This is a genomic window from Actinophytocola xanthii, from assembly GCF_001921205.1.
Lineage (GTDB): Bacteria > Actinomycetota > Actinomycetes > Mycobacteriales > Pseudonocardiaceae > Actinophytocola > Actinophytocola xanthii.
Genome location: NZ_MSIE01000015.1, coordinates 110,232 through 134,862 on the forward strand (window position 1 = coordinate 110,232; position 24,631 = coordinate 134,862).

Sequence of the window (24,631 nt, forward strand, 5' to 3'; positions counted from 1 at the left end):
CCCGCATGGTGCGCGAGCGTGTCTCCGTATGAGCGGAGGAGGGTCGCGTGGACGAGGCGATCACTGTGGAACGGGTGCGGGACGTGCTGGTCGTGGGCCGCATGGACCGCGACGGCGCGGCCGTCGTGCGTGCGGCGAACCTGCGGCCCACGCGGGGGCGGACCTACGTCGTGGTCGGTGGATCGGCACTGGACGCCGTGCGCGGGCTCGACCCGTGGGTGGTCGGCGACATCGAGGAGTCCACCAGTGGCGACCTCTGTGTGGTGGCGCCGCGGCTCGGCGCCGGGAGCGCGGACGGGACGCCACCGCCCGCGCGCCTGCTCGCCGAACGGCTCGGCGTCGAGATCACCGCCCCGACGGGAAGCCCCGTCGGGCTGGCCGACGGCAGCCTGTTCGTGCCGGGACGGACCGCCGGCTGGGTGTCCTACAAGCCGGACGGCCGGGTGGACCGGATCGGGGCGCGGCTGCCCGCGCCGTGGTGGCAGGCGGGGTTGCCTGAGACGACCGGTCAGCTAGCCCAGATCCCTGCCGGTCTGTGGCTGCGTCGCCCGCCCGCGACCGACCGGCCCGACGACCCGCTGGCGACCGTCGTGCCGGACCTGGACCGGATGTACGTCGTGCTCGGAGCGCCCGGTGAGTTGCCACCGGCCACCGCAGCCGTGGTCGAGGTGCTGCGCTCGCTGCCCGACGAGGGACGCGACCGCGCGGTGCTCGTCTGCTACGGCTGCGGTCCCGCCTCCGCGCTCGCACAGCAGGTCGCCGATACGCTCGGCGCGCCGGTGCGGGTGGCGCACGGCGTGCCGGGCGAGGGTGGACCGCGATACGTGGACCGCGCCGGGACCCCGCGCTGGCGGCCGTTCGCGGTGGAGAGCGTGTACCGGCCGGGCCAGGTGCCCACGCTCGACCGGTGGACCGCGCCACCCGGTCTGCCGCTGATCGAGCCGGGGTCCTACCGCCTGGCCGAGGGCTGGCGGGTCGACGTCGTGCCGCGGGGCCTCGCCGTCCACCCGGACTCGACCGCCCTGGACCGGACGATGCTCGCCGCCGGCACCGGCCCGACCGCCGACATCGTCGTCGCCGCCGGCGGCCACTTCCCGGACGAGGTGCGTGCCGCGTTCGACCGGCTGATCCGCGAGCTTCCCGCCGACGACAGGAAGAACCTCCGCGTCCTGCCGATCGACCAGCCCACCGCGGACGCCATCGCCACCATCGAGGCGGCCCACACCATCACTTCCATGCCCTCCATGGTGGACAGGGGAGTCCGGTCGGTATCCACCACGCCGGCCCCGCTCGCTCCACCGGCGGGCGCCGTCATGATCACTGCCGACGGTCGGATACGTCCGGTCGGCGCCATCCTGCCTTCCGCTGTCGCGGCGCCCGCCGAAGAGACGTCGCCGCACGCGGTCGGTTCGGCGGCCGGCCCCCGGACCCACGCGCCGGCCGCCGCAGTCGGCACAGGCATGCCCGGAAGTCCGAACAGGACCGCCAACCGGCCCGGAACCAGGGAGCGGGCGCGACGAGCCGGCGGCACCGGCGCGCCTGCCCCCGTGCGCGGCGGCGTCTTCCGGGACGCGCCGAATGGGGGCGGGCACGTCGTCGGTCGGGCCGAACCCGCCGCGGTGGAGGAACTCCCGCCCGTCGAGGTCCGGTCGGTGGACCAGCCGGCGGTGACCGTGGCGGACGCCGACCGTGCCGCCGGGCCGGTGGCCCGGCCGGAGCTTGCGCGACTGGGCATCGGCCGACCTGGCCCGGCTCGCCGAGCGGAATCGGTCACCGGATTGCTGCCGGGACGTGAACCGCCGAGGTCGATGCCCCCGGCCGAGGTGGCACCGGCCGCGACCCGGCCGGCCGCGCGCCCGGTGCCCGAGCCGACGGCGCTGGCGGTGGTCGAGCGGACGGTCGAGCCACCCGTCCCGCCGAACGTCCGGGCACCTGTCGAACGACCGGCCGAGGACGTGTCGGCCGGCACCGGGACGAACGCCGAGCCTGCGCCGGCCGAGCCGCCGCGAGGTCGGGACGTCCGGCAGGAGGTCGTAGCGGTGCCGGTCGAGGTGCCCGAGGGCGTCCGGAGCACCCTGACCCAGCGCCGGGCGATGCGGGAGCGGCTCGGCACGCGCTACGACGTGGCCACCCGGGTGGTCACCAAGCTGCTCTCCGAACGGCCCGGCCTGCGGTTCGGCACCGGCGACCGGGCGGCGTTGCTAGCCGAGCTCGCGGTCGTCCGGGCGTTCGCCGACGACCCCACCGCGCAGTACGACGCCGACTTCTACGTCTGCCTCGCCGACGGGCTGCTGCGCCTGCCGACCGCACGGGCCGTCGTGGTGCGGGGGATTCCGGCCGACGCCGCGGTCACGCCGTCGTCGGTGCTCCGGTTGCCGGCCCCGGTGATCGCCGCGCCGGCCATCGCGCCCACGGTCGGACCGGCCGAGGCGTTGATCTGGACGACCACCGGCCGCCGGCTCGACGGTCTGCAGGACGAGCCGACCGGGGAGATCGTGCTGCCCGGCCACACCCGGCTACGGGTGCTGGCGGTGGAGCGCGAACCACTCCACCGGGTGCTGCTCGCCGAGGACGGCGCCGCGCCAGACGCCGCGCTGGCCAGGCTCCGTGCGGCGGCCACCAAGCGGACGGCGGAGCCGGGGACCGCGACGACCAGATGGTTCGGCCCACTGCCGGCCGCGTGAGGGAGGACGAGTGCGCGAACGTACGCATCAGGAGCTGCTGGCCCTGGCCGGCCGGGTACCGGACGACTGGCTGGTCATCGCCAGGGAGGTGCTCGCGGCCGGGGACACCGCGCGGCTGAGCGGGCTGCGCGCCGCGCTGGCCGCGGCGCGGCCCGCCGACACGGTCCCCGAGCCGGCGCACATGTTCGTCCCGGGGCAGGCCCACGATCACGAACGCGAGGACCGCGCCGTGGTGGAGGCGATCAGGTCCGAGACGGGCGCCGAGGCGTGCTGGGCGACCATGCGTGGCGGCAGTGAACGGGTCTACCTCGTCCAGGCCGGCGCGGGGGCCGACCTGCCGGCCATCACCGTCGCGGCGCATCGGGCGCTCTCCGACACCCCCCGGGTCGAGGTGTTCGCCCGCGACGAGCCGCTGCCCGGCTACCACCAGCTCGCGCTGCGCGCGGCGACCCTGCTCTGGTCGTCGGCGCCGGAGCCGACGATCACCGTTGCCCGCGTCTTCGACGGTGCCGGTGCCGGTGGTCCGTGGTTCGCGCCCGATCACGAGCTGGTCGTGGATCCGGCGGAACGCGCACGACTGCTGGACTTCCTCGGCGGCGGCGAGTTGGTGCTGGCCGCGGACTCGCTGGGGACCGACATCGTCACCGGGGCCGCGGCGGCGGTTCCGGCGAGCCTGCGGTCGGACGGCCGGTGGGTGTGGTCCGACGCGGCCGGCTACTACCTGGACCGCCACCAGCTCGCGCCGGACCCGGGGCTGGCGGAGCACGCTATGGGGACCTGGCCCACTGGCCCGCTGAGCCCACTGACCAGGCATCACGTGTGGACGGCGTTGAGCGCGAGCGATCGGGAGGCACCACAGTGGTCAGCAGGATGACCGGAGTCCGCTCCGTGCTCGGGGTCTCGGCGACCGAGCCGGACTGCTATCGCACCATCTCCGACGCCATCAGCGCGGCCCGGGACGGCGATGTGATCTCCGTGCGACCAGGTGTCTACCCGGAGTCGGTCGTCCTGGACCGCGACGTCTCGCTGTCCGGCTCGGGGTCGCCCGGCGACGTTCGGGTCGAGGCGACGGGCGAGCCGGTGCTGCGGGTGGCCGTCGAGCAGGCCGAGGTGTCGGGCATCGAGTTCTCCCACTCCGGCGGCGAGGTCGCGGTGGACGTGAGCTCCGGCACGCTGCACCTGGACGAGTGCGTGGTGGCGGCCGACTCCGAGGTGGCCGTGGTGTTGCGGAAGGCGGCGATGCTGCGAGCGCGGGACACCGCCGTGCGGAATCCCGGCGGCGCCGGCGTGCTGGTGTTCGACGGCGCGCGAGCCGAGCTGACCGGGTGCGCGTTCGCGTCGCTGGCGACCACGGCCGTGGTCGCCCGGTCCGGTGGGGCACCGAGCATGATCGATTGCACGGTGACCGACGCGAAGGGCGCCGTGCTGGCCGCCGACCGCGGTCGCGGCATGCTGCGCGACTGCCGGATCAGCAACATCTCCGGGCCCGCGATCGTGGTCGAGAGCCACAGCGAGCTGACCGTGACCAGCACCAGGGTGTCCGACGTCGACGGTGTGGCGGTGCTCGCCGCGGACGGTGCGCGGCCGGTGGTGCGGGACTGCCAGATCGCCGACACCGCCGCGCAGGCGATCGTGGTGGTCTCGCAGGCCGCCATCGAGCTGAACCGCGTCCGGGTCGAACGCGCGGGCGGGCACGCGGTGCAGGTGTTGGCCGACGCGCACGCCGAGGCGACCGACTGCTCGTTCGTCGGCTCGCGGCACGACGCGGTGCTGGCCAGCGCGGACGGCACGGTCCTGGTGGTCGACACCGAGATCATCGGCGGGGCGGGCGGTGGTGTCGTCGTCGAGGAGGACGCGCGGGCGACCGTGCGGGACAGCCGGGTGGTCGGCACCGCCGGTGTCGGCATGACCGCACGCGGCAATGCCGGGCTGACGGTCGACGGCGGCGAGGTACGGGAGTGCCAGGGCGGCCTGAGCTGGCAGGACCACGCGGGAGGCTCGATCACCGGCTGCGCGGTGCGGGACAACCTCGGTGAGGGGATCTCCGTGCTCTCCGACCAGCCGGTGGAGGTCGTCGACTGCGACACCGAACGCGCGTCCGGCCTGGACACGGGAAGGACCGGTGGTGCCACCGGGTCGACCGTCGCACCCACCCCGTCCACCTCGGAGGAGCGGGGCCAGGAGCCGGCGACCGGCGACGGCGGCCATGACGAGTTGGACCGCCTGCTGGCGGAGCTGGCCGACCTCGTGGGGCTGGACGGGGTGAAGCGCGAGGTTGAGACGTTGGTGCGGCTGCACCAGATGTCCGAGCGCCGCGCCGCCGCCGGGCTGCCGTCCCCACCGCTGTCGCGGCATCTGGTGTTCACCGGCGCCCCCGGCACCGGCAAGACGACGGTGGCCAGGCTGTACGGCCAGATCCTCGCCGCGCTCGGCGTGCTTCCGTCCGGGCAGTTGGTCGAGGTGTCCCGGCCGGACCTGGTGGCGTCGGTGATCGGCGGAACGGCGATCAAGACCACCGAGATGTTCACCAAGGCCATCGGTGGCGTGTTGTTCATCGACGAGGCGTACACGCTGTCGGCCGGCAACGGCAGCGGTGGCGGGCCGGACTTCGGCCGGGAGGCGATCGACACGCTGGTGAAGCTGATGGAGGACCACCGCGACGAGGTCGTAGTGATCGTCGCCGGCTACACCAACGACATGCGCAACTTCCTGGCCGCGAACCCCGGTCTGTCGTCCCGGTTCTCCCGCACCATCGAGTTCGCCGACTACTCCTCCGCGGAGCTCGTCACCATCGTCGAGGGTCTGTGCCGCGGGCACGACTACCGGTTGGAGTTCGAGACCAGGGCGGCGTTGCACACCTACTTCACGCACCTGCCGCGCGACGCCGCGTTCGGCAACGGCCGCACCGCGCGGAAGGTGTTCGAGGAGATGCTCGGACGCCAGGCCTACCGGTTGGCCGAGGCGCCCGACGCCAACCACATCGCGCTGACCAGGCTCATGCCGGAGGACCTCGGCCCGTTGCCGGGTTCGTCGGTCGGTGCCGGCGCCGGGCGGGTGGACGAGGAACGTGTCGAGCAGCTGCTCGACACGTTGCGTGGCCTGGTCGGCCTGCACGAGGTGAAGGACGAGGTGTCGGCGATGGTCGACCTCCTCGCCTCCGCGCGGCGGCGGCAGGCGATGGGGTTGCCGGCACCGCCGCTGAGCCGGCACCTGGTCTTCGCCGGCCCGCCCGGCACCGGCAAGACGACCGTGGCCCGCCTGTACGGATCGCTGCTCGCCGCGCTGGGCGTGCTGGCGCAGGGCCAGGTCACCGAGGTCTCCCGGGCGGACCTGGTCGGCGAGTACGTCGGCCATACCGCGCGGCGCACCACCGAGGCGTTCGACCGGGCGCGCGGCGGTGTGCTGTTCATCGACGAGGCGTACACGCTGTCCTCGGGCCGGGGCAGCGGGCCCGACTTCGGCCGGGAGGCGATCGACACGCTGGTGAAGCTGATGGAGGACCACCGCGACGAGGTCGTGGTCATCGCCGCCGGGTACGAGCGGGAGATGGCCGGGTTTCTCGCGGCCAATCCCGGCCTGTCCTCCCGGTTCTCCCACCGCGTCCGGTTCGCCGACTACTCGCCGGACGAGCTGGTCACCATCGTCAACCAGCACGCGACCGACGTCGGCTACGAATGCTCCGGCCCCACCGTCGCCTCACTCCGCGCTCACTTCGCCACCATGCGCCGGGGAGAGTCGTTCGGAAACGGCCGCTACGCCAGGCAACTTCTCGACTCGACCATCGCCAACCACGCTCGGCGTACCCGCACCCTGGTCGACCCCACGATGGACGACCTGTGCCTGCTGCTGCCCGAGGACGTGCCGGCACCCCCTGGGCCGGAGGCCGGCTCCGAGCCGGCGCCGCGGCGCGCGTTCGGGCAGGGCTAGGGCGCGTCCGCGCAGTCCCGGTCGATGGGCTTCGTGATCCAGGTCGTCGCCCTGGTCAACGGACGTCAGCGCAGGTCGTTGCAGGACGCCGCGTGCTCGTCCTTGGCCGCGCCGGCCTCCCAGCGCACGTTGTCGAACGTGGCCTCGAACGGTTGCGTGGTGAGGAAGAGGAACGGTGTGTTGACCTTCCTCGGGTCCAGGCCGGCCGAGACGAAGCAGGACAGGGGAATCGTGATGGTCGCCCGCTGCCCAGGGGTGAGGTCCGCGGTCAGGCTGGTGACCGGAAGCTCGGCACCGCAAGGGTATCCACAGTGGATCGCGACCTTCGTGGCGCCGGCCGCGGGCCGGTGCACCGTCACGTCGAAGACCAACGCTCCGTCAGCGTCCACGTAGGACTTCAGGTCGCGCCCCTCGACGGCCTGGAGGTAGACCTGAGCGGTCTTGACACTCCGCCAGGCGACCCGCAGTCCGTCCGGGCTCGCCGAGGACGCGACGATCGCGCCGGCACCCGTGCCGGCCGCATCGAGCTCGACGGGAACCCAGTTGTCCTGCTGCGTGGCGACGAACCCGGTCCACGGTGGGACCGGCGCGTCGTCGAACACCTGCACCGGCGCCAGATCCTCGGCTCGGGGAGCGCTGGTCGGGGTGGCGGCGGCGGAGCTGCCCTGGCCGCCGGAGGTGGACACCATCGTCATGGCCGTGCCGATGGCGACCACGGCGGCGATCGCCGCCGGCACCAACCACCTGCGGCGCGACCGCCTGCGGAACGGCACCGGGCCGGTGGCCGCGCCCGCCGGAACCAGACCTCCCGGCGGGGTCGCGGGGCCGAGGGCCGGCGCGGTGAACGGCACCCGAGCGCCGCCGGGTGGCGTCGCGCTCATGGCACCGGCCACGGCGGCCGCACCGAGCGCCACGGTGAGCTTCGGATGCAGGGTGACCCGTACCGGCTTACCGAACGTGTTCGAGACCAGTTGCGCCACCAGCGGAATACGGGAGGAGCCGCCGGCGAGCAACACGGCGGACAGGTCGTCCGGGCGCAGCCCGGCGGACATGATCGTCCGGTTCAGCGCGGCGGTGGTCAGCTGCACCGAGGAACGGATCATGTCGTTGAACTCCAGGCGCGTGACCAGAACCTCCCGAGGACCGGACGGCAGCGGGACGGACAGCCGCACATCCGGCTCGATGGACAGGTCCTGTTTCGCCTCCGAGCACATCGTGCGAATCCGGGCAAGGACGGTTGCCGACTCCGGATCCGCCGGGTCCAGCTCGCTGATGGCGCCGTCCAGCCGGTTGTCCAGATGGGCGAGGAGCGTCTCGTCGAAGTCGACGCCGCCCATGTGCTCGATGCCCTCCGGCGTCCCGAGGATCTCCATTCCGCCGTTGCGCACCCGCAGGATCGTCGTGTCGAACGTGCCGCCGCCCAGGTCGTAGACGGCGACCACCTCGCCGTCACCGAGCCGACGTTCCGCCGAGTAGTGGGTCGCCGCCGCCTCCGGCTCGGTGAGCAGGCGGTAGTTGGTCACGCCCGCCATCTTGGGTACCTCGGCGAAATGCTCGCGCCGGTAGGGCCCCCAGATGGCCGGACACGTCAGCACGATCGAGGCCGGCGGTGCGCCGGCCCAGGTGGTCACGGCCGCGAGCACGTCGCGCAGCTGCGCCGACATCAACATGCTCACCGAGTACGGGGCGCCGTCGAGCACGATCGGGGTCGGATCGCCGAGACGTCGCTTGAAACCACGGGCGACGTGCGCCGGGTTGCTCGCGGTTTCGAGCGCCGCAGTCCCGGTCAACAGAGTGCCGTCCGGAGCCCGGCGCACGACCGACGGCACCACCAGCTCAGCGCTCAGCGGAACCATCCGCGTTCCGTTCGGGCCGCTGACGGCGGCCGACGTGAACGACGTGCCGAGATCGATACCAACGCCGTAGCCCATAGCACGCCTCCTCACCTGCCTGTGTCACGACGCAGGCAGAACAACCGAACACACCACGCGTCAAGCAGGTTCAACGTATCCGTTGCGGGGGGCGGGATATCCCTACCTTGCCCGAGGGGACTGCACCCTTGCCCGTTTGTCCCGGACCTAGCACCCTTGGTGGGGTGGCAGGCGTCACCGAGTGGTTTCCTGGGTGGGCGGGGCGCCTGCGGGCACCCCGTTCCCATGACGTCGAGTTCCGACTGGGTCTGGAACGAACGCTGCACGACGAGGTTGCCGTGAGCCTGTCCGCGATGGTGGTCCAACTGGATCTGCTCGCCGGGACGACGTGCCCGGACCCGGCCCTCGCGGCCCGGATCGACGTGGCGCGCTCGGCCATCTGCGACGCCGTCGAGGAGGTCCGCCGGTTGGGCAGGGTGCTGTTCTCGCCGGTGCTTCGGGGTGGCGGGATGGCGAACGCCGTGCGCGCGGCCGCCGAGCACGGTGAGCTCCAGCTGCGGCTGGACCTTCCCGACCACGACTTCGATCTGGCGGCACAGAAGAGGATCGGCCTGCTCGTCGTCGACCGTCTGCATGCGTTGCGGCCCAACACCCGGGTGCGGGTGCGGGTGCGAGGCAGGAGGTTCGTTCGGGTGTCCATTATCGAGAGACCGCCGGGACGGCGGGAACGGCGTTACTGGGCGGTGATGACGTGCGGGTAGCGATCGCCGAGGACGGCGCGTTGTTCAGGGAAGGCCTGGTGCTGCTGCTGAAAGCCGCGGGGCACGAGGTCGTCGCCTGTGTCGGCGACGGCGACACCCTGTTCAAGGTCGCGTTGACCGAGCCGGTGGACGTCGCGATCCTGGACGTGCGGATGCCGCCCGAGCCCGACGGCGGTCTGGTGACCGCGGAACGCATCCGCGCGTCCCGCCCGGACGTCGGGCTGCTGCTGCTGTCCCACTACGCGGAGACGCACTACCTGATGCGGGTTCTGGAGATCGGGGCCGAAGGCATCGGCTACCGGCTCAAGGAGCGCGTCGCCGGTCTACAGGTGCTCACCGACACGCTGAATCGGATCGTGGACCGCGAGATCGTCATCGAACCCGTGCTGGCCAAACGGCTCGTGCAGGGATCGCCCAGCAACGAGGGCAGTGCCATGGCATCGCTGACCGAACGCGAGTGCGACGTGCTGCGGTTGATGGCGGAAGGACGGACGAACAACGCGATCGCCGGCGAGCTGTTCGTCTCCGCCAAGGTGGTGGAGAAGCACATCGCGTCGATCTTCGTGAAGCTCGGTCTGCCCGACGACCAGGCCGTGCACCACCGGCGAGTGCTGGCCGTGCTCGCCTACCTGCGGGCAAAGCACATCGACGGATAGCGTCGGCCATGCCGAAGGCACAGTCCCCACACGAGGTCGCCGCGACCGTGCCGCCGGACCGGCTCGTCGTCGCGCTGGTCCGGAACCTGGCCGAGGCGACCGGTGGTCGGGTGACCTACCGCGTCCCGGTCGAACCCACGGGAGTGCTCGCACCGATCGCGACGTGGCCGCGGCAGGCGGCCGGCCCGCTCACCGGCGAGACGGCGCGGGAGCCCGTGGCCGGCGGCGGAGTGATCCAGGTCGCGAGCCCGCGGCGGTGGAGTGGTCGGGAACAGGCGATGCTCCGGGAGACCGCGGGGTGGCTGGGCATGGCGGCGCGGCTGGACCAGCTCGAGGCCGACCGGCACCATGCCGCGGTCCGCGCGCGGGATCTGCGCGCCGAGGTTATCGCGGCCCGGGAACGGTCCGCACACGTGCGAACCCTGGAACGGCGCCGGCTCGTCCGGTCGATCACCACGACCACCTTGCGAGATCTGGACGATGTCCGCCAGGGGTTGCGGCGGCTGGAGGGCGCGGTCACCGAGGACCCGGCTTCCCTGGCTAGCGAGTTCGCGATGAGCGAGCTGGCGACCGTGCGGTCCGCAATGGACGAGCTGCTCGACGAGTTCCGCGTCGTCGTACGGGGCGTCTACCCGGCCATGTTGCCCGATCGCGGGCCTGGTGCGGCGCTCGAGGAGTTGGCGGCCACGTTGCCCCGACCTGTGCGGTTCACCGGAGGGCTCGGCCGACGAGTCGACTGGCAGATCGAGTCGGGCTTCTACCACGCGGTGGCGGCGGTGCTGACCGTGCTGTGCGGGAGCGCGGCCGCCGCCGTGCCGCGCTCCGCCGTCGACGTCGCCTTCAGCCGCGACGACGCGTTGCGGGCTCGGGTGAGCGCGCCCGTCGGCGGGCTGTCCGCGGCCGAGCTGCGCGGTGCCCTCGGCCACGACGCGGAACGGCTCGCCGTGCTCGGCGGATCGATGACGAGCGCGGTGATCGACGGTGTGGCCGTGGTCGACGCCGCGGTCGCGGAACGGATCAACCCGAGTGTGCGCGATCCCGTCCCGTCCCGTTCGGCGCGCAGCGATCTCCACGATCAGGTGCTGGCCCTCGTGCGCAAGGGCCAGCAGGCCGTGGGGGAGGGACCGGCTCGGCGGGGATGGGACGTCATCGCGGAACGGCTGACCACGCCGGCGCGGCTGGCCGTGGTTCGCGACCCGGCCCACGCCGGCCCGGCCCGCCCGGTGCGCTCCGGCGTCGTGCTCGTGGACGTGGTCGGACCCGCCGACGAGGCACTGGCCAGGGAGCTCCTCGCCGACGGCGGCCCACGGGGATCGATCGACGGGGTGTTGTGCCTGGTCCAGCCGACGGCCGCGTTTCGGGCGGCACTGCGGTCGGCACCCCAGCGAGTCGTGCTGAGCGAGACGGCGAGCGAGGAGGAACTGGCGCGCGTGCTGGCCGTGCGCGGACCGGTGATCGCCGCCCGCCGCGCGCTGGTCTCGGCCCGCGAACTGGCATCCGTTCTGCCCGCGGACGATCCGCTGTTGTGGGAGATCGACCGGATCACCGCCGCAGGTCACGAGATCGCCGAACTGGACCTTCTGGACGATCTGGAACACGGGGACAACCGACTGTTGCGCGGAGCCGGTTGGGGAGCGGTAGCCGACGCAGCGCGGCTGCTCGGTGCCCACGGCGCGGATCCGCGCTCCCGTCTCGGCCTCCCCACGGACACCACCGACGACGCCCTGCAGGAGGCCGCCCGGCGGGCGGTGTGCCGGTGGCGGGCCTACGCCGGGCGCCCCGGAACCGGCGGCCGGGACCGCCTGGCGTGTGAGGTGCTGGCGCGCACGGCGGAGGGGATGATCAGCGAGGCGCGAATCCGCTGACGGACGTGCCCTCGCCGGGTGCGGACCTCACCTCGACGGTGCCGCCGACGGCCGCGATCCGCGTGGCCATGTTGTGCAGTCCCGATCCCCTGTGCGGCAGGGTGAATCCCGGTCCGGTGTCGGTCACGGTGAACTGGATGCCGCGGGCGTCGTCGAGTGCCCGCACGGTGATCCGGGCGCCGGGCGCGTGCTTCTGGGCGTTGCCCACCGCCTCCAGGCACACGAAGTAGACCGCGGACTCGACAGCCGGCGGGTACCGCCGCCGCGCGTCGCCGACGTCGAGCGTCACCTCGGTGTGGCCGGCGAGGTCCGCGGTCAGCGCTGCCGCGATGCCGTGGGAGGCCAGGGAGACCGGCAGGATCCCGGAGGCGGTGTCGATCAGGACGCGCTGTGCGGCGTCCAACCGGTCCCGCAGCCGCGCCAGCTGCTCGCTCACGTTGTCGCTGGTGTGTTCCAGGACGGCAAGCGACATGCGCAGGGCGACGAGGTGGTGCTGTGCCCCGTCGTGCAGGTCGCGTTCGAGTCGCCGGCGTTCGTGCTCCATGTCGACGACAGCTCGCCAGCGGTCATCGACCAGCTGGCGTGCCGCGACGTCGCCCTGCCGGCGCAGCCGCTCGACGTCGGCGGCCACCCGCAGCATCGCGACGGGGACGCCGAGCACCTTCGCCAACCTGGGGAGCGGGCCGGCCGACTCCGGCAGCTCGAACAGCCCGTGCCGCCGGCCCGCATACGAGATCTCGTGCCGGGGCCAACCGATGTCGACGACGCCCCACCGGTACGGAACGTCGCCCACGGTCAGCACACAGCCGGCTGCACCGGCCGCGGTGCCGATCGTCCGTGCCAGCGCCAGCGGGTCGGGTTTCCATGCGGCGTGCACGAGGTAGGCCGACACGGCCTCGACCACGCGCTTGTCCGTCGTCCGCACCTAGGCAACATAGCTCGCCACCTCCGGCGAGTGGCCCCCATCGGCTCGCGGCGGGTACGGACGGGCGACGAGTTTTCCCGTTGGCACCCAAGGATCACCGGTCGGTCAATGCTGCCATCGGACGAGCCGGCCGAGCACCTCGGCGATCATGGCGGCCGACGGGCGGGGGACGCCGTGCGGCTCGTGTCCGGACATCCAGCGCACCGGGCCGCGGGCCGTCACCGTCGGCGGCAGTGGCACCCAGGCACCCGACGAGATCCTGCTGACCGACGCGGGAAGCGACGGTGTCGAACCGGTGCCGTCGGCCGGCTCCACCAGGACGACCTTCCACCTGCCGGGGATGTCGACCACCGGACAGGACAGGCGTCTCCCGGCCAGCTCGGACAGCAGCTGGGTGGCGACCTCGGTCGGCATCTGAAGACCCCAGATGTCGTTGTCCAGCTCCAGCACGAGCTCGCTGCCGTGCACCTTCGTGGTCCATCCCAGCTCCAGCAGGTACTGGTGGACCGCGTGATGAAGTTGGTTGGACGTGTCGTCGGCGAAGTCGTACGACCCGGCCTCACTGTCCACGATAGATGTCTGGACCACGTGCCCTCCTCGCGTCGATGCCGGACCGAATGTCACGCCGCGTGCAGCGACGACTCGTCCATCACGTCCCGCAGGACGCGCAGTGCGTTGTGGACTCGGCTCTTGACCGTGCCGACCGGGACGCCGAGCACCGAAGCCGCGGACTTCGCGGTGCGGTCGGCGAAGTAGACCTCGACCAGGGTGTCGCGGTGCACCGCGGGCAGCAGCTCCAGCACGGTGTCGACCTCGATTCGAGTCTCCACCTCGTCACACGGCGGCGGCTGCACGGCGGACATCTCCAGGTCCTCCTCCGGAAGCTCGACCTCGGTGGGCCGCGCCCGCCGACGTCGGTGCAGGTCAACGGCGACGTTGTGGACGATGCGGATCAACCACGGCCGCAGCGAATGGATGGTGTCCAGCCGGTCGATGTGCCGCCACGCCCGAAGCCACGTCTCCTGGACGACGTCCTCGGCCAGATGCCGGTCCCCGGTCACTCGGGTGGCATAGGCGAGCAGAGCTGCCTCGTGTGTCCTGATGACGGTGTTCATCGTGGTCATAACCGCTCACATCCCCGCTGGAGAACGCACCTGTTTCTGATGAAGATGCTGCCCGGGCAAGGGCGGTCGATTGGCCGGGTCTATCCCTCGCGATGGCAGGTGCAGTCCCGCCGGTTTGCCGGTGGTAACCCCCGGCACGGAATGGGGGATATCCCCCACCTGGCCGGCCGGAACCGGTCTGACCTGCTGAAGAGGAGGGGCTCAGGTGTCGTTCCGGCAACCTTTCTCGCTGGTGCCGTGCCGGTGACCGTTTTTCGCGCGTAGGTCTGCCACGCCCGCCCGGGCATACCTGGGGGATGTCGGCTCGGCACTCAGGGGGGCGGACCCGGCGGAGCTGCAGTGACTCTACGAAGCGCTCAACGTAGAGATCACCTACCACGCGGATCAGAAGGCCGCTGAGGTGGCGATCATGGGTAGGTGTGGCTGCCACGTCTCCCGCGCCGAGCTGCTCGGCCTGAGTGCGCATGCCGCCTGCCCGGCGGGTTCCAAGCGCGGCAACGCGCTGTGGGGACGCCGCTTTCATGACGCGTCAGGGGGACCTACCGGTTGATGAACGCTTGCCATTCGAGAGTGGCGAATATCGCGCATCCCACGGCGACTGTCGCGAGGGCGAGCGCGGCGGTGGGGAAGAAGACAAGCGCCGCCAATGTGGCGACGACCGCCAGCGTGTTGCCGATCGCCGCGGCGTGGCAGACCAGGATCGCGTACTTGCGCCGGGGTGCACCCCACCACAGCACGCCCGCGAAGGCGAGGCAGGCGATGCCGATCGCGAGGGACAGTGGCCACGGGCACGTTGTCGAGAGGGGAGCGCATGGCCAGACCGCCCGATCTCGGCCGCCGCGCGGCGACGCTGGCCATGGCGACGGACTATGTCCTGGCCCAGGGTCTGGCCGGGCTCAGCCTGCGTCCCTTGGCCGCCGCGTTGGACACCAGTACCCGGATGCTGCTCTACGACTTCAGCAGCAAAGAGGGACTGGTCAGCGCGATTCTCAGCGAGGCACGGCAACGTCTGGGCCATCAACTCGCCGGCTACGTTGCCGAGGCGAACGTCTCGCCTGCGGACATGCTCCCCGCTCTGTGGAGCTGGATGACCAGCGCGGAGAACAGCGCCTACCTGCGACTGTTCTTCGAAGTACACGTCGACGCCCTGACCCGACCCGAGGTATACACCGACGGCGGACGGCCGCTGGTGGGGGACTGGCTCAACTTCCTCCGCGCGACACTGCGACTCGACCCGGCCACGGCCACCCTGATCGTCGCTACCATGCGCGGCCTTCTGCTGGACCGCATGCTCACCCACGACGAAGCACGTACCGACCTCGCCCTCGCTCGATTCGCCGACCTGCTCCATCGCGACACCGGCGAGGACGGATAGCGCCGTACGCGAGGAGGTCAGGTGCCTTCGAACACCCGGCCTGCTCGCGCTTCAGGGACGCCGGCCCGACCCTGCTCGGCCCTTACGCCCTCGAGTCCGCCGGTCAGAGGTAAAGACAAGGCCGGGCGGTCAGCCGTGAGCTCCGTAATCGCGATGTTCCCCCACTCAACCACCCGCGCCATGGTCGGGTCGAGCCGGATCTCGTCGCCGAGAAAGCGTTGACGGCGAGTGAACGCGCTCAGCGACGTGAGCTCGAACGCGAGAACCAGGAACTGCGGAGGCCCGCCGAGTTCCGCTGGGAAAAGTGGCGGCTTTCTTCGCCCACAATATCTATCGGTGACCGCCAAGTACGCGTCATCGACGCGAGAATGAAAACTTCCCGATTGCGGGAATATTCGCCTGGATGGGCGTATCCACGTCGGGCTACTGTAATGGCGGCGATCGGCCATCGATACATGCCGTGGCGAGCTGGGGAACAGATTGTCGAGGGTGTCTTTGTTGGACGATCAGAGCGACATTGAAACGTGGCCACGGAGGGCGTCAGGGTGCGGCTGCCAGCGGAGCCGCCGACCCTTACGGCGCGTGCGGCGCGGGCTCTACTTGCCATACTGGTTGAGTTGACCGAAGTGCCGGTGCTCGACGCGCTGGGAGAGGGGCCGAGTGGTGACAGCTGAGATCAGCCGTGACCCGTGGGCGACTCTGGACGAGATCATGGGCGTCTAGATGGTTGATTCTGTGAAGTTGGTGTTAGTGGTCGTAGGCGGTGAGTGAGCGTTTGCTGGTCATGTCGGTGGTCCAGTTGTGCCAGATGCCGGCGGCCATGGCCAGGAGACGTTGAGCGACGCGGGTGAACACGCCTGCGGGAGTGCGTCCGCCGTGGTGTTCGAGGTCGAGTTGGCCTTTCAGTGTTTGGTTGACTGACTCGATCCACTGGCGGACGCCGCCGAGGTTGCCGTTGCGGTAGGTCTCGTCTTTGCGGTCGGGTCGGAGCAGGTTCAGTCCCATCTGTTCGGTGAGCTGTTTGAATGGTCGGCCGGAGAACCCTTTGTCGGCCAACAGGATCTGGCCGTGGCGGATGAGGTAGGGGTTGTGGTCGAGCAGCGCGGCCAGCACGCGTCGTTCCCCGAGTTGGGGGTTGGCCAGGCACCACATGATGGGCATGCCGTCGCCGGCGCAGACGAGGTAGAGCTTCATACCCCAGTACCAGCGGGAGTGGGACGCGCAGTAGCCGTAGCCGGCGTGTCCGGCCAGGTCGGAACGCTTGACCGTCTCCCGGGACATGCCGCAGGGCACCGAGGTGGCGTCGGTCATCCACAGGTCGTCGAACCAGGATGGGCAGCACATGGCGAGAGTGATGATCGTCTTGCACAGCAGCGGTTCGGCCGTTTTGAGCCGTTTGTGGTAGCCGGACTGGGTCAGCATGTCCGGGAACATTCCGAGCAGTTCGGGGTCGGCATGAACGTGGCGCACCCAGCGGCGTTCGTTGTGGTAACCCAGCATGATCTGGGCCACCGCCAGGCAGATCAGCTCACCGTCGGTGAGATCGGGTCGACGCCCCCGCCCGGTCCGGGGTGGGACTACGTGGTCATCAACCAGCACGTAGAGTGCGGTCAGGAGGGTGTTCAGGTCTTTCGTCACACATTGATCATGGACACCCTCCCCCCATGCCCTGACACCGGGCCGACTTCACATGATCTTCACCGAATCAACCATCTAGGTGCTCGACGAGGTGGATGACGGTATCGGTCCGCTGGCGTTCTTCGGTCGGTGCTCTACCGAGGACAACCAGGACCCGAAGACGTCGCGGGCGTGGCAGGTGGCCAACGCGCGGAACGTGGTCGAGCCGCGCGGTGGGGAGATCGTGGCGGAGTTCTTCGATGTGGGGTTCTCGCGGTCGGTGCCGTGGGAGCGTCGGCCGGAGTCGGCTCGGTTGCTGGCCGAGTTGAAGCGGCCGGATCGCGGGTGGTCGGGTGTCGCGGGGGAGGGGGGACGCGCTGTTGGAACGGCAACCAGTTCTCTCTGATCGCTGCCAAGTTCGCCGCATACGGCGTGGACCTGTGGGTGCCGGAGCTGGGCGGGAAGTTCGACCCCCGGAACCCGTCACACAAGATGTTGATGAGTCAGCTGGGGGCGATGAGCGAGTCGGAGCGTCAGCACGTTCAGGCCAGGGTGGCCGATGCTCAGGCCCGGTCTTGAGCGCTTCGACTTGAGCTGCTGGTGGGTCCTTGGTCTTGGCGGCCTCGGTCAGCAGCCAGGCGGTCGCCAGCCACGCCACGCCGGCTACGACGACAGCGGCCGCGGGACGGCCCACCAGCTGAGCGAGGTTCCGCGTTGCTGTCCGCTCCTGGCGGCCCCCGGTGAGGTCGTGGGCCGCGGGCGTGGCGAATGACGCTCGTGGTGAGCAGGGCGAGTGCTGCGGCACATCAGGAGCCACCTAGGTGGGGCCATCTCTCTCGGGCACCCACCCATCGCCCCGTGGCGGCCCAGTCCACCCACCCCGTTACCCCAGTCGCACCGACCAGCAGCAGCACGAGGTCCGCTTCGGCCCGACGCATCACATCAGGACGCACGAATACAGGGTCGCCGCAGGGGATCAGTTTGTGACCCGGAGTGCAGGGTGACCCGTGGTAGATGTGCCCGGGTCCACAGCGAACGGAACGGTGCCACTGCCGCCACGTTACGTCGAGAGCGATCCGCGGACGCTCGAGCGTCGCACGACGAGCTGGCCGGCGAGGGCGCGGGCGTCGCGGTCGTGGAGCAGGCGGACCGCCTCCGCCCGGTTGCGGACGTTGTGGCGGGTGTAGACGCGGTGGAGGTGCTTGGAGACGGTCGCCGGCCGCAGGCCGAGCCGGCGGGCGATCTGCGCGTCGGTGGCTCCCTCGGCGACCAGCGTGAGGACCTCGCGTTCCCGGACCGAGAGGGTCGGCACCGCCGGCGGGCCGTACCCGGAGGCCTGTTCCGCGGCGGGGACGAACCGCACCCAGCGGTGACCGCCGGGGCGGGTCCGGCCCACCGCTGCCCGTAGGTGCTCGGCGCAGGCGGCGAGCAGGTCCCGTTCCCGGTCGCTGAACTGCCCCTCCGAGCGGGACAGCGTCACGGCCCGGGTCGCCCAGCCGCGGAAGGACAGCGGCAGGCACAGCTGGTCGCTCGTCGTGGGCATCACCTCGCGGTGAAGGCGGGTTTCGCGCCACAGCCGGTTGCTCAGCACGTCCGACAGGCGCAGCGGCGGGAGTCGGGTCACCCGGTTGCCGGCCATCGCGAGGAGCGGGGCGCGCAGCGGGTGGGTGTGGCTCAGCCGGGCGTAGGCCGGCAGGACCGCGCGGTCGATCCGGTTCAGCGGCCAGGGCAGCGCTACCTCGTCCTGGCTGCGCAGGTGGAGGTGGGTGAGCGTGGCCGACTCGCTGCCCACGAGCCGGGCGAGACCGCCGAGCAACGCCGGCAGCTGGGCGTCGTCCTCCACCCGCAACGTGGACCTGGTGTAGTCCAGTACCGCTCGCAGGTCCGCGGCACTCAGCGACGCCATCCCGACTCCTTTCCATGCTCACAGATATGAGCCGGCGGGGGCCGCCCAGATACCTGGACACGGTGCCTGATTGCACAGTTGTGCGTAACCAGCGGACACGGGCGGACACCGGCGTTCAGGATCACCGGCGACCAGAACCCCCATGCCGGACACGGAGCAGCAACAGATGACAGGACAAGGGACCAGCAGACGGAGCCGGGTGATCGCGGCCGGCGCCGCGGTCGCCGCGATGGTGGTGGGCCTCGCCCAACCGGCGGGGGCGGCATCGCCCCCGCCACGACCGGCGGCCGGCGCGGACGTCGACGGTGACGCCATCCCGGACGCCGTCGAGATCGGGGGCATCCGCCGGGCGGACGGCAGCATGGCGATGGACCTCGCCGCGTTGGGCGCGAGCCCTTGCCGCAAGTCGGTCGTCGTCGAGATCGACTACATGGCCGAGGGCGATCACAGCCACGCCCCGGACCTGTTCGGCGGGCCCCCGGGCCAGCCCGACGCGCACCTCGGGGTCGACGACACCCGGTTCGAGGACGACGGCCACAACCAGATCGCCGTCGGTGACCTGGACGGGAACGGCCGCGCCGACATCGCCGTCGCGGACCACTCCGAGGGCGGCCGGGTGCACGTCTACGACGCCGTCACCCACCAGGTCTCCACCACGTTGGGAGTGCACGACACCCGGTTCGAGAACCACGGCCACAACCAGATCGCCATCGGCGACGTCGACGGCCAGGGCGGCGCGGAGATCGTCCTCGCGGACCACTCCGAGGGCGGTCGGGTGCACGTCTACGACGCGGTGACCCACCAGGCGGTGCCGGGCCTCGGCGTGGCCGACACGCGGTTCAACGACCACGGGCACAACCAGCTGGCGGTCGGGGACGTGGACGGCGTCGGCAAGGACGAGATCGTCGTCGTCGACCACTCCGAGGGCGGTCGGGTGCACGTCTACGACGCGGTGACCCACCAGGCGGTGCCGGGCCTCGGCGTGGCCGACACGCGGTTCAACGACGACGAGCACAACCAGCTGGTCGTCGGGGACGTGGACGGCGTCGGCAAGGACGAGATCGTCGTCGCGGACGCGTCCGAGGGCGGTCGCATCCACGTCTACGACGCGGTGACCCACCAGGCGTCCCCGACGCTGGGGGTCGACGACTCGACGTTCGAGGACGACGGGCACAACCAGGTCGCCGTCGGGGACGTGGACGGCAACGGGCGGGAGGAAATCCTGGTCGCCAACGACTCCGGCGGCCGGGTGGACGCCCTCGACGCCACGACCCGGCGGTCCGTCCCCGGGGTGGGGGTGTCCGACACCCGGTTCAACGACGACGACCACAACCAGCTGGCGGTGGGCGACCTCGACGACGGGATCGACGGCCGGGCCGAGGTCATGATCGCCGACGCGTCCGAGGGCGGACAGGTGCAGGTGTTCGACGCCGGTCCTCCGCTGGGTGCCGTGGACCGGGCGATGGCCATGTTCGACGAGGCACCCGTGCCCGCCGTAAACGGCTGTCCGTACCCCGGTGCGGACACCCGTCCCGGGATCGACCTGGTCGTGGAGGTCAGCAACACCCTGCCGGAGCAGGAGGTGCTGTCCATGCCGGAGGACTTCGACGCGATCAAGGCCGACCCGGCGAACTTCGACCCGGCCCGGGACCCGTACGTGCACTACAACATCTGGGGCCACCAGTACGACACCGGTTTGGGCCCGACCGGCAGCTCGGGTCTCGCCTGGTTCTCCGACGACCAGGACTTCCTGGTGAGCCTTGGCGGCTTCGCGGGCGGCAACGGCACCACCCGGCACCAGGCGGGCACGTTCGTGCACGAGCTCGGCCACACCCTCGGCCTCGCCCACGGCGGAGGTGACGGGGTCAACCACAAGCCGAACTACCTCAGCGCGATGAACTACAACTTCCAGCTGTCCGGGCTGAAGGACCTCACCACGGGCGAGTCGTTGGTGGCCTACTCCGACGAGACCCTGCCCACCCTGGACGCCGGTGCCCTGGACGAGCCGGCCGGGGTGGGGTCGAGCCACGCCGTCCGCACGACCTACTCCGACAACACCGGCAAGGAGCGGACCGCCCGGGCCGACCGGGCCATCGACTGGAGCAGGAGCAACGCCGACGGTGTCGGCGGGAACAACGACGACCTGGACGTCTCGGTGCGCATCCACCGGGGCACGTGTGTGGGCCCGGGCCAGAACGGCGTGCGCGACACCGAGGCGGCGGCGGACGACGAGGTCATTGGCGAGGAGATCCGCATCGGACCGAACTTCGTCTGCGACACCGACGCGCAGGGCGACGACTCCCAGGAGCTGTCGGTGAACGCCGAACGGCGGATGCTCGACGGGTTCGACGACTGGGACAACCTGGAGTTCGCGAACGACCCCGTGCCGGAGATGCCGGCGGAGATCACCGTCGGCGAGGCCGACGAGCTGGAGCAGGTCCACGACCAGGACGACGCCCCGGACACCACGGTCGCGCTGAACACGCCCCGTCCCGGTTTCACCGAGCCGGTGCTCGGGGTGGCGGTGGACGAGCGGCGCCTCTACGCGACGCACTACTACGCGGCGGTCGCCGAGCCGCACCTCTCCGACCGGCGCGGCTCGCTGGTGGTGCTGGACCGGGCGACCATGCAGGTGACCAAGCGGGTGCCGGTGGGCTACCACCCGCGGGCCGTGGCGGTCAACCAGGAGACCGGTCGGATCTACGTGCTCAACGGTGCGCCGCCCGGCAGCCCGAACACGGTCGACCTGACCGTGGTCGACCGGCGCACCCTGTCGGTAGTGACCACCGTGTCGCTGCCGACAGGCCAGGCCGCGACCGACGTGGTGGTGAACGAGCGCACGAACCGGGTGTACGTGTCGAACACCGCGCACGGCCGGCTGCACGTCATCGACGGCGCGACGAACACCGAGCTGCCGTCGATCGTGATCCCGCGCGGTCCGACCGGGATGGCCGTGGACGAGAACACGAACACCGTGTACGTGGCGATGAACCACCGCTCGTCGCTGCCCACCGTGACCGGCCTGGTGGCGGTCACCGACGACGGCAGGACCCAGGTCGTCCACCCGCTGGTCGACCTCGGCGATCCGCTGGTGCAGCCGTCGGACGTGGCGATCGACCCGCTGAACGACCGGATCTACGTCTCCGGTCTGGGCGGCAACACCGTGCGGCCGAGCCTGAGCATCCTGGAGCTGTCGACACGACGGTTCATCACCAGGACCGATGTGGTCGGGCCGGGCCGGGCGGTGGCCGTGGACCCGTTCGCCCACCAGGCGTTCGTGGCGGCGCAGGGGCGGGTGGACGTGATCGGCGAGCAGTCGATGACCAGTGAGCGCACCATCCCGACGGAGCAGGCATTCGCCATCGCGATCGACGAGAAGGGCGACCGGCGCATGTACACCGGAGACCTGCGCTCCGGTTCGCTCACCCGGCTCGCGTACAGCAGCGGGACGAGGAAGTGACGTCGGCGGGAGGCGGTTGAGGAACACCGAACGGTTCGGCGTGCAGTGGACGCCGAGCCGTTCGGTGTTGGTCATCGTGAGGAGCGATGCCAGGCAGTGACCGACCCGAAGCGGGACGGGGGAGAGGCCGCGCGTAAGCGACTCTCCGACGCCGAGGCGCGGTTGAGGAAGTTCCAGGCGGCGATCGCCGCTGAGGTCGACCCGACGGCGCTGGTCGAGGTGATGAACGCGGCTCAGGCCAACCGGGCCGCGGCCCAGGCGGAGATCGACAACGCCAGCGCCAGACCTCATGGACGAGGCCGAGGTGTACGCGGGAATCGACGTGCTCGGCGACATCGCAACCAAGCTCAACGGTGCGGTAGGAGAGGGGCTAGCAGAGCTGTACGCAGGGGCTGACCTACAGGTCCTGCATGAGCCGGAGGCACTCACCGCGGAGAATGCCATGCGTGTGTGTCCAAGGACGGACTTGCGCACTATCCCTACTGAGTCGGACCAACTGGCTGGTCTTGGATCTTGGATGAGGTGCCGGAGGCCCTGGCCGCGGAGGTAGCCGGCTCCTGAGTGAGCTCGTCCGTCAGTTTGTCGCGGACGGCGAGCATGCCTCGAAACGGTGTGACGACACGGATACCGTAGCGGCTCGCGGCTTTCGACACGATCCTTGACGCCTTCACAGCACAGCTGAGCCCGGACCCGGCGGTCGACTGCTCGTTCGTGACCGCGTGGGCGGACCTGGCGCTGTCGCATCGCCCCGCCGGCGCCCTACCTGGCGGGACTGGGCGGGTCGACCGCGTTCCTGGGCGGGGCGATCCTCTCGCCCACTGATCCGGTGACCCCAGCAACCCGACTCCACCCAACCCAGGGCACAGCAAGATGCCAATCAAACCCTGGGCAGTCCCACACGCTGATCGTGATCGGTGTGGTGGTCGTCGTCGCGCTGGTGGGCCAACGGTCACGGTAGTCGCTGGCGACCGGGGTGGTCAGCGTGCCTTGGTGTAAGCGACCGCGATCAGGCAGCCGACGTCCGCCGCGCCCACTACCGAGGACGCGGTGGACTTGACCAGGTCCTCCAGGTTCACCTGGTGGATCCGTTCGAACTCCTCGCGATGGATCCCGAGGTTTTCGGCCACCAGGCAAAGGGTTCTGGCGGTGTGCGGTGTGATGTCGCGGACCCGGTGTCCGTCGAAGCCCGCGTCGGCGAGTAGGCGCGGGTAGTGGCGCAGTTCGACGAGGGAACTCAGTTTGCCCTCGTCCACGAAGACGCCCTCCGGCGCGGTGAGGTCGGTAAGCGCGACCCGGCCACCGGGGACGAGCACGCGTGCCATTTCCCGTAGCGCGCGCGGGCGTTCCATGTGGATCACCGATTCGAGCGCGAACACCCGGTCGAACGACGGGTCCTCGAACGGTAGGTCCATCGCGTCGACCATTGGAAGATCAGTTGGTCCTGCAAGCCTTCTTCGGCGGCGCGGGCGTTGGCCTCGGCCACCTGCGCGCAGTTGATCGAGATGCCGACGACGGTCGCGCCCGTGGTCCGGGCGAGCCTGAAAGCGGGCTTTCCCGCACCGCAACCGAGATCGAGCACGCGATGGTGCGGCCGCGCGTCGAGCTCCTCGACGAGAACGTCGGTGAGGCGGTCAGTGGGCTGCGCCACGGAAACCTGATCGTCCGGGCCCTCCCAGTAGCCGAAATGGAAGTTCTCGTCCCACACCATGCTCAGCAGAGGGCCGAGATAGTCGTAGAAGTCGGCCACCTGGTCTGAGGTGGGGGTGCCGAGGGCGGGTGGGCCGGAGCGGGTCACCGCTGGCTCCTTCCGTTGACGTGTGATGGCTGCCCGGAGCGGCCTTGATGACTCAGCTCCGCCCCCCGGCGAACAGGGCGACCCTGGAGGTGCCGGGTGTGGCCGGGTCGAACGTCGGTGGTGTCGGGCGGCCGTGGGCTGCGGCGAGTGCGACGAGATCCTGTTCGGTCACCTGTCAGCCGTGACGCAGCAGCCACGACCGGGAGTCCTCGGCGAGTTCGTTGCGCCACAGCGACTCCAGTGTGTGCAGCGGCCCGTCTTCGCTTGCGGCGAGTGCGTCGGCCGTCGGCCGCGACTCCAGCATCGGCCGGCTGACGTGCTCCAGCCGATCCTGCTCGCGGGGGCGGACAACTCGCCGATGGTCGCGAAGAGCTGCTCGGCCTCGTGCGCACTCAGGTAGACCAGGAGGCCTTCGACCAGCCAGGCGGTCGGCAGGTCCGGCCGAAACCCGCGCGCCACGAGCTCGGCGGGCCACCCCTCCCGGAGATCCGTGCCCATCGGAACATGTTGTACCGTAGCGGTTCGGGAGCCGAGCACGCCCTGCTTGAACCCGAGGACCTCCGGGTGGTCGAGCTCGAAGACCCGGACCTGCGCCGCGGCCAAGCATGCCGCGCGGCACCCATTGACTCAGGCTCTGAAGACGTTATCGTTTTCCATAGCGACCT

19 protein-coding genes are annotated in these 24,631 nt (G+C 70.9%); 9 read left to right on the forward strand and 10 right to left on the reverse strand.

The window, feature by feature from the left end:
* Positions 1-47 precede the first annotated feature (47 nt).
* The 3 genes from BU204_RS10525 to BU204_RS10535 are packed head-to-tail and all read left to right on the forward strand — an operon-like array spanning position 48 to position 6,611.
* A complete protein-coding gene (locus BU204_RS10525; RefSeq protein ID WP_075125433.1) occupies positions 48-2,684 on the forward strand; it encodes a hypothetical protein in 2,637 nt (878 codons plus the stop codon).
* Positions 2,685-2,694: 10 nt separating this feature from the next.
* A complete protein-coding gene (locus tag BU204_RS10530; protein ID WP_075125434.1) occupies positions 2,695-3,558 on the forward strand; it encodes a hypothetical protein in 864 nt (287 codons plus the stop codon).
* Entirely contained in the window at positions 3,555-6,611 is a 3,057-nt protein-coding gene (locus BU204_RS10535; protein WP_075125435.1) for an AAA family ATPase, read from the forward strand. Before BU204_RS10530 ends, BU204_RS10535 begins: the two co-directional genes overlap by 4 nt.
* Before the next feature lie 65 nt (positions 6,612-6,676).
* Here the strand turns inward: BU204_RS10535 and BU204_RS10540 are convergent, their stop codons facing one another.
* Positions 6,677-8,542: an Hsp70 family protein gene (locus BU204_RS10540; protein WP_075125436.1), complete on the reverse strand. Its 1,866-nt coding sequence runs from the start codon at positions 8,540-8,542 to the stop codon at positions 6,677-6,679.
* A gap of 164 nt (positions 8,543-8,706) precedes the next feature.
* Here BU204_RS10540 and BU204_RS10545 point away from each other — a divergent pair, with 164 nt between their 5' ends.
* Genes BU204_RS10545 through BU204_RS10555 form a run of 3 tightly spaced genes read left to right on the forward strand, consistent with a single transcriptional unit; the run spans position 8,707 to position 11,764 of the window.
* On the forward strand, positions 8,707-9,243 hold the full coding sequence (locus BU204_RS10545) for a histidine kinase (protein ID WP_075125437.1): 537 nt from the start codon (positions 8,707-8,709) through the stop codon (positions 9,241-9,243).
* On the forward strand, positions 9,234-9,899 hold the full coding sequence (locus BU204_RS10550; RefSeq protein WP_075125438.1) for a response regulator transcription factor: 666 nt from the start codon (positions 9,234-9,236) through the stop codon (positions 9,897-9,899). Before BU204_RS10545 ends, BU204_RS10550 begins: the two co-directional genes overlap by 10 nt.
* An 8-nt stretch (positions 9,900-9,907) precedes the next feature.
* Positions 9,908-11,764 (forward strand): hypothetical protein, encoded by a 1,857-nt coding sequence (locus BU204_RS10555; protein ID WP_075125439.1) that lies wholly within the window; start codon positions 9,908-9,910, stop codon positions 11,762-11,764.
* Here BU204_RS10555 and BU204_RS10560 read toward each other — a convergent pair.
* From BU204_RS10560 to BU204_RS39990, 4 genes are all read right to left on the reverse strand, one after another.
* Positions 11,742-12,689, reverse strand: coding sequence for a sensor histidine kinase (locus BU204_RS10560; protein ID WP_075125440.1), 948 nt, complete (start codon positions 12,687-12,689; stop codon positions 11,742-11,744). The two genes, BU204_RS10555 and BU204_RS10560, sit on opposite strands and share 23 nt — an antisense overlap.
* Positions 12,690-12,794: 105 nt before the next feature.
* Positions 12,795-13,277 carry a hypothetical protein gene (locus BU204_RS10565; protein ID WP_143229426.1) on the reverse strand — a complete coding sequence of 161 codons (483 nt, stop codon included), beginning with the start codon at positions 13,275-13,277 and terminating at the stop codon, positions 12,795-12,797.
* 32 nt (positions 13,278-13,309) lie between these two features.
* A complete protein-coding gene (locus BU204_RS10570; protein ID WP_198942824.1) occupies positions 13,310-13,813 on the reverse strand; it encodes an RNA polymerase sigma factor in 504 nt (167 codons plus the stop codon).
* Between the two features lie 539 nt (positions 13,814-14,352).
* Positions 14,353-14,550 (reverse strand): hypothetical protein, encoded by a 198-nt coding sequence (locus tag BU204_RS39990; protein ID WP_075125442.1) that lies wholly within the window; start codon positions 14,548-14,550, stop codon positions 14,353-14,355.
* Positions 14,551-14,624: 74 nt separating this feature from the next.
* On the opposite strand from BU204_RS39990, the gene BU204_RS10580 reads away from it, so the two are divergent.
* Positions 14,625-15,188 (forward strand): TetR/AcrR family transcriptional regulator, encoded by a 564-nt coding sequence (locus BU204_RS10580; protein ID WP_075125443.1) that lies wholly within the window; start codon positions 14,625-14,627, stop codon positions 15,186-15,188.
* A gap of 747 nt (positions 15,189-15,935) precedes the next feature.
* On the opposite strand, the gene BU204_RS10585 is transcribed toward BU204_RS10580, so the two are convergent.
* The gene (locus BU204_RS10585) at positions 15,936-16,826 is read right to left on the reverse strand and encodes an IS982 family transposase (RefSeq protein WP_075125444.1); all 891 of its coding nucleotides are present in this window, start codon (positions 16,824-16,826) and stop codon (positions 15,936-15,938) included.
* A 79-nt stretch (positions 16,827-16,905) separates the two neighbouring features.
* Here BU204_RS10585 and BU204_RS10590 point away from each other — a divergent pair, with 79 nt between their 5' ends.
* The gene (locus BU204_RS10590) at positions 16,906-17,211 is read left to right on the forward strand and encodes a recombinase family protein (RefSeq protein WP_075125445.1); all 306 of its coding nucleotides are present in this window, start codon (positions 16,906-16,908) and stop codon (positions 17,209-17,211) included.
* Between the two features lie 654 nt (positions 17,212-17,865).
* On the opposite strand, the gene BU204_RS10595 is transcribed toward BU204_RS10590, so the two are convergent.
* Positions 17,866-18,711: a helix-turn-helix transcriptional regulator gene (locus BU204_RS10595; protein ID WP_075125446.1), complete on the reverse strand. Its 846-nt coding sequence runs from the start codon at positions 18,709-18,711 to the stop codon at positions 17,866-17,868.
* Between the two features lie 166 nt (positions 18,712-18,877).
* Here BU204_RS10595 and BU204_RS10600 point away from each other — a divergent pair, with 166 nt between their 5' ends.
* The gene (locus tag BU204_RS10600) at positions 18,878-22,171 is read left to right on the forward strand and encodes an FG-GAP repeat protein (RefSeq protein WP_158073435.1); all 3,294 of its coding nucleotides are present in this window, start codon (positions 18,878-18,880) and stop codon (positions 22,169-22,171) included.
* 977 nt (positions 22,172-23,148) lie between these two features.
* On the opposite strand, the gene BU204_RS41890 is transcribed toward BU204_RS10600, so the two are convergent.
* From BU204_RS41890 to BU204_RS42225, 3 genes are all read right to left on the reverse strand, one after another.
* Positions 23,149-23,595, reverse strand: a complete 447-nt coding sequence (locus BU204_RS41890; RefSeq protein WP_083661178.1) for a class I SAM-dependent methyltransferase — start codon at positions 23,593-23,595, stop codon at positions 23,149-23,151.
* Positions 23,526-23,966 (reverse strand): SAM-dependent methyltransferase, encoded by a 441-nt coding sequence (locus BU204_RS38195; protein ID WP_158073436.1) that lies wholly within the window; start codon positions 23,964-23,966, stop codon positions 23,526-23,528. Before BU204_RS38195 ends, BU204_RS41890 begins: the two co-directional genes overlap by 70 nt.
* Before the next feature lie 168 nt (positions 23,967-24,134).
* Positions 24,135-24,569: an SAM-dependent methyltransferase gene (locus BU204_RS42225; protein WP_075125448.1), complete on the reverse strand. Its 435-nt coding sequence runs from the start codon at positions 24,567-24,569 to the stop codon at positions 24,135-24,137.
* Positions 24,570-24,631: the final 62 nt, after the last annotated feature.

Coding starts and splice junctions, on each gene's coding strand:
- BU204_RS10535 (WP_075125435.1), top strand. CDS start 3,555: ATGACCGGAGTCCGCTCCGTGCTCGGGGTCTCGGCGACCGAGCCGGAC.
- BU204_RS10540 (WP_075125436.1), bottom strand. CDS start 8,542: ATGGGCTACGGCGTTGGTATCGATCTCGGCACGTCGTTCACGTCGGCC.
- BU204_RS10555 (WP_075125439.1), top strand. CDS start 9,908: ATGCCGAAGGCACAGTCCCCACACGAGGTCGCCGCGACCGTGCCGCCG.
- BU204_RS10570 (WP_198942824.1), bottom strand. CDS start 13,813: ATGACCACGATGAACACCGTCATCAGGACACACGAGGCAGCTCTGCTC.
- BU204_RS10580 (WP_075125443.1), top strand. CDS start 14,625: ATGGCCAGACCGCCCGATCTCGGCCGCCGCGCGGCGACGCTGGCCATG.
- BU204_RS10595 (WP_075125446.1), bottom strand. CDS start 18,711: ATGGCGTCGCTGAGTGCCGCGGACCTGCGAGCGGTACTGGACTACACC.
- BU204_RS10600 (WP_158073435.1), top strand. CDS start 18,878: ATGACAGGACAAGGGACCAGCAGACGGAGCCGGGTGATCGCGGCCGGC.
- BU204_RS41890 (WP_083661178.1), bottom strand. CDS start 23,595: ATGGTCGACGCGATGGACCTACCGTTCGAGGACCCGTCGTTCGACCGG.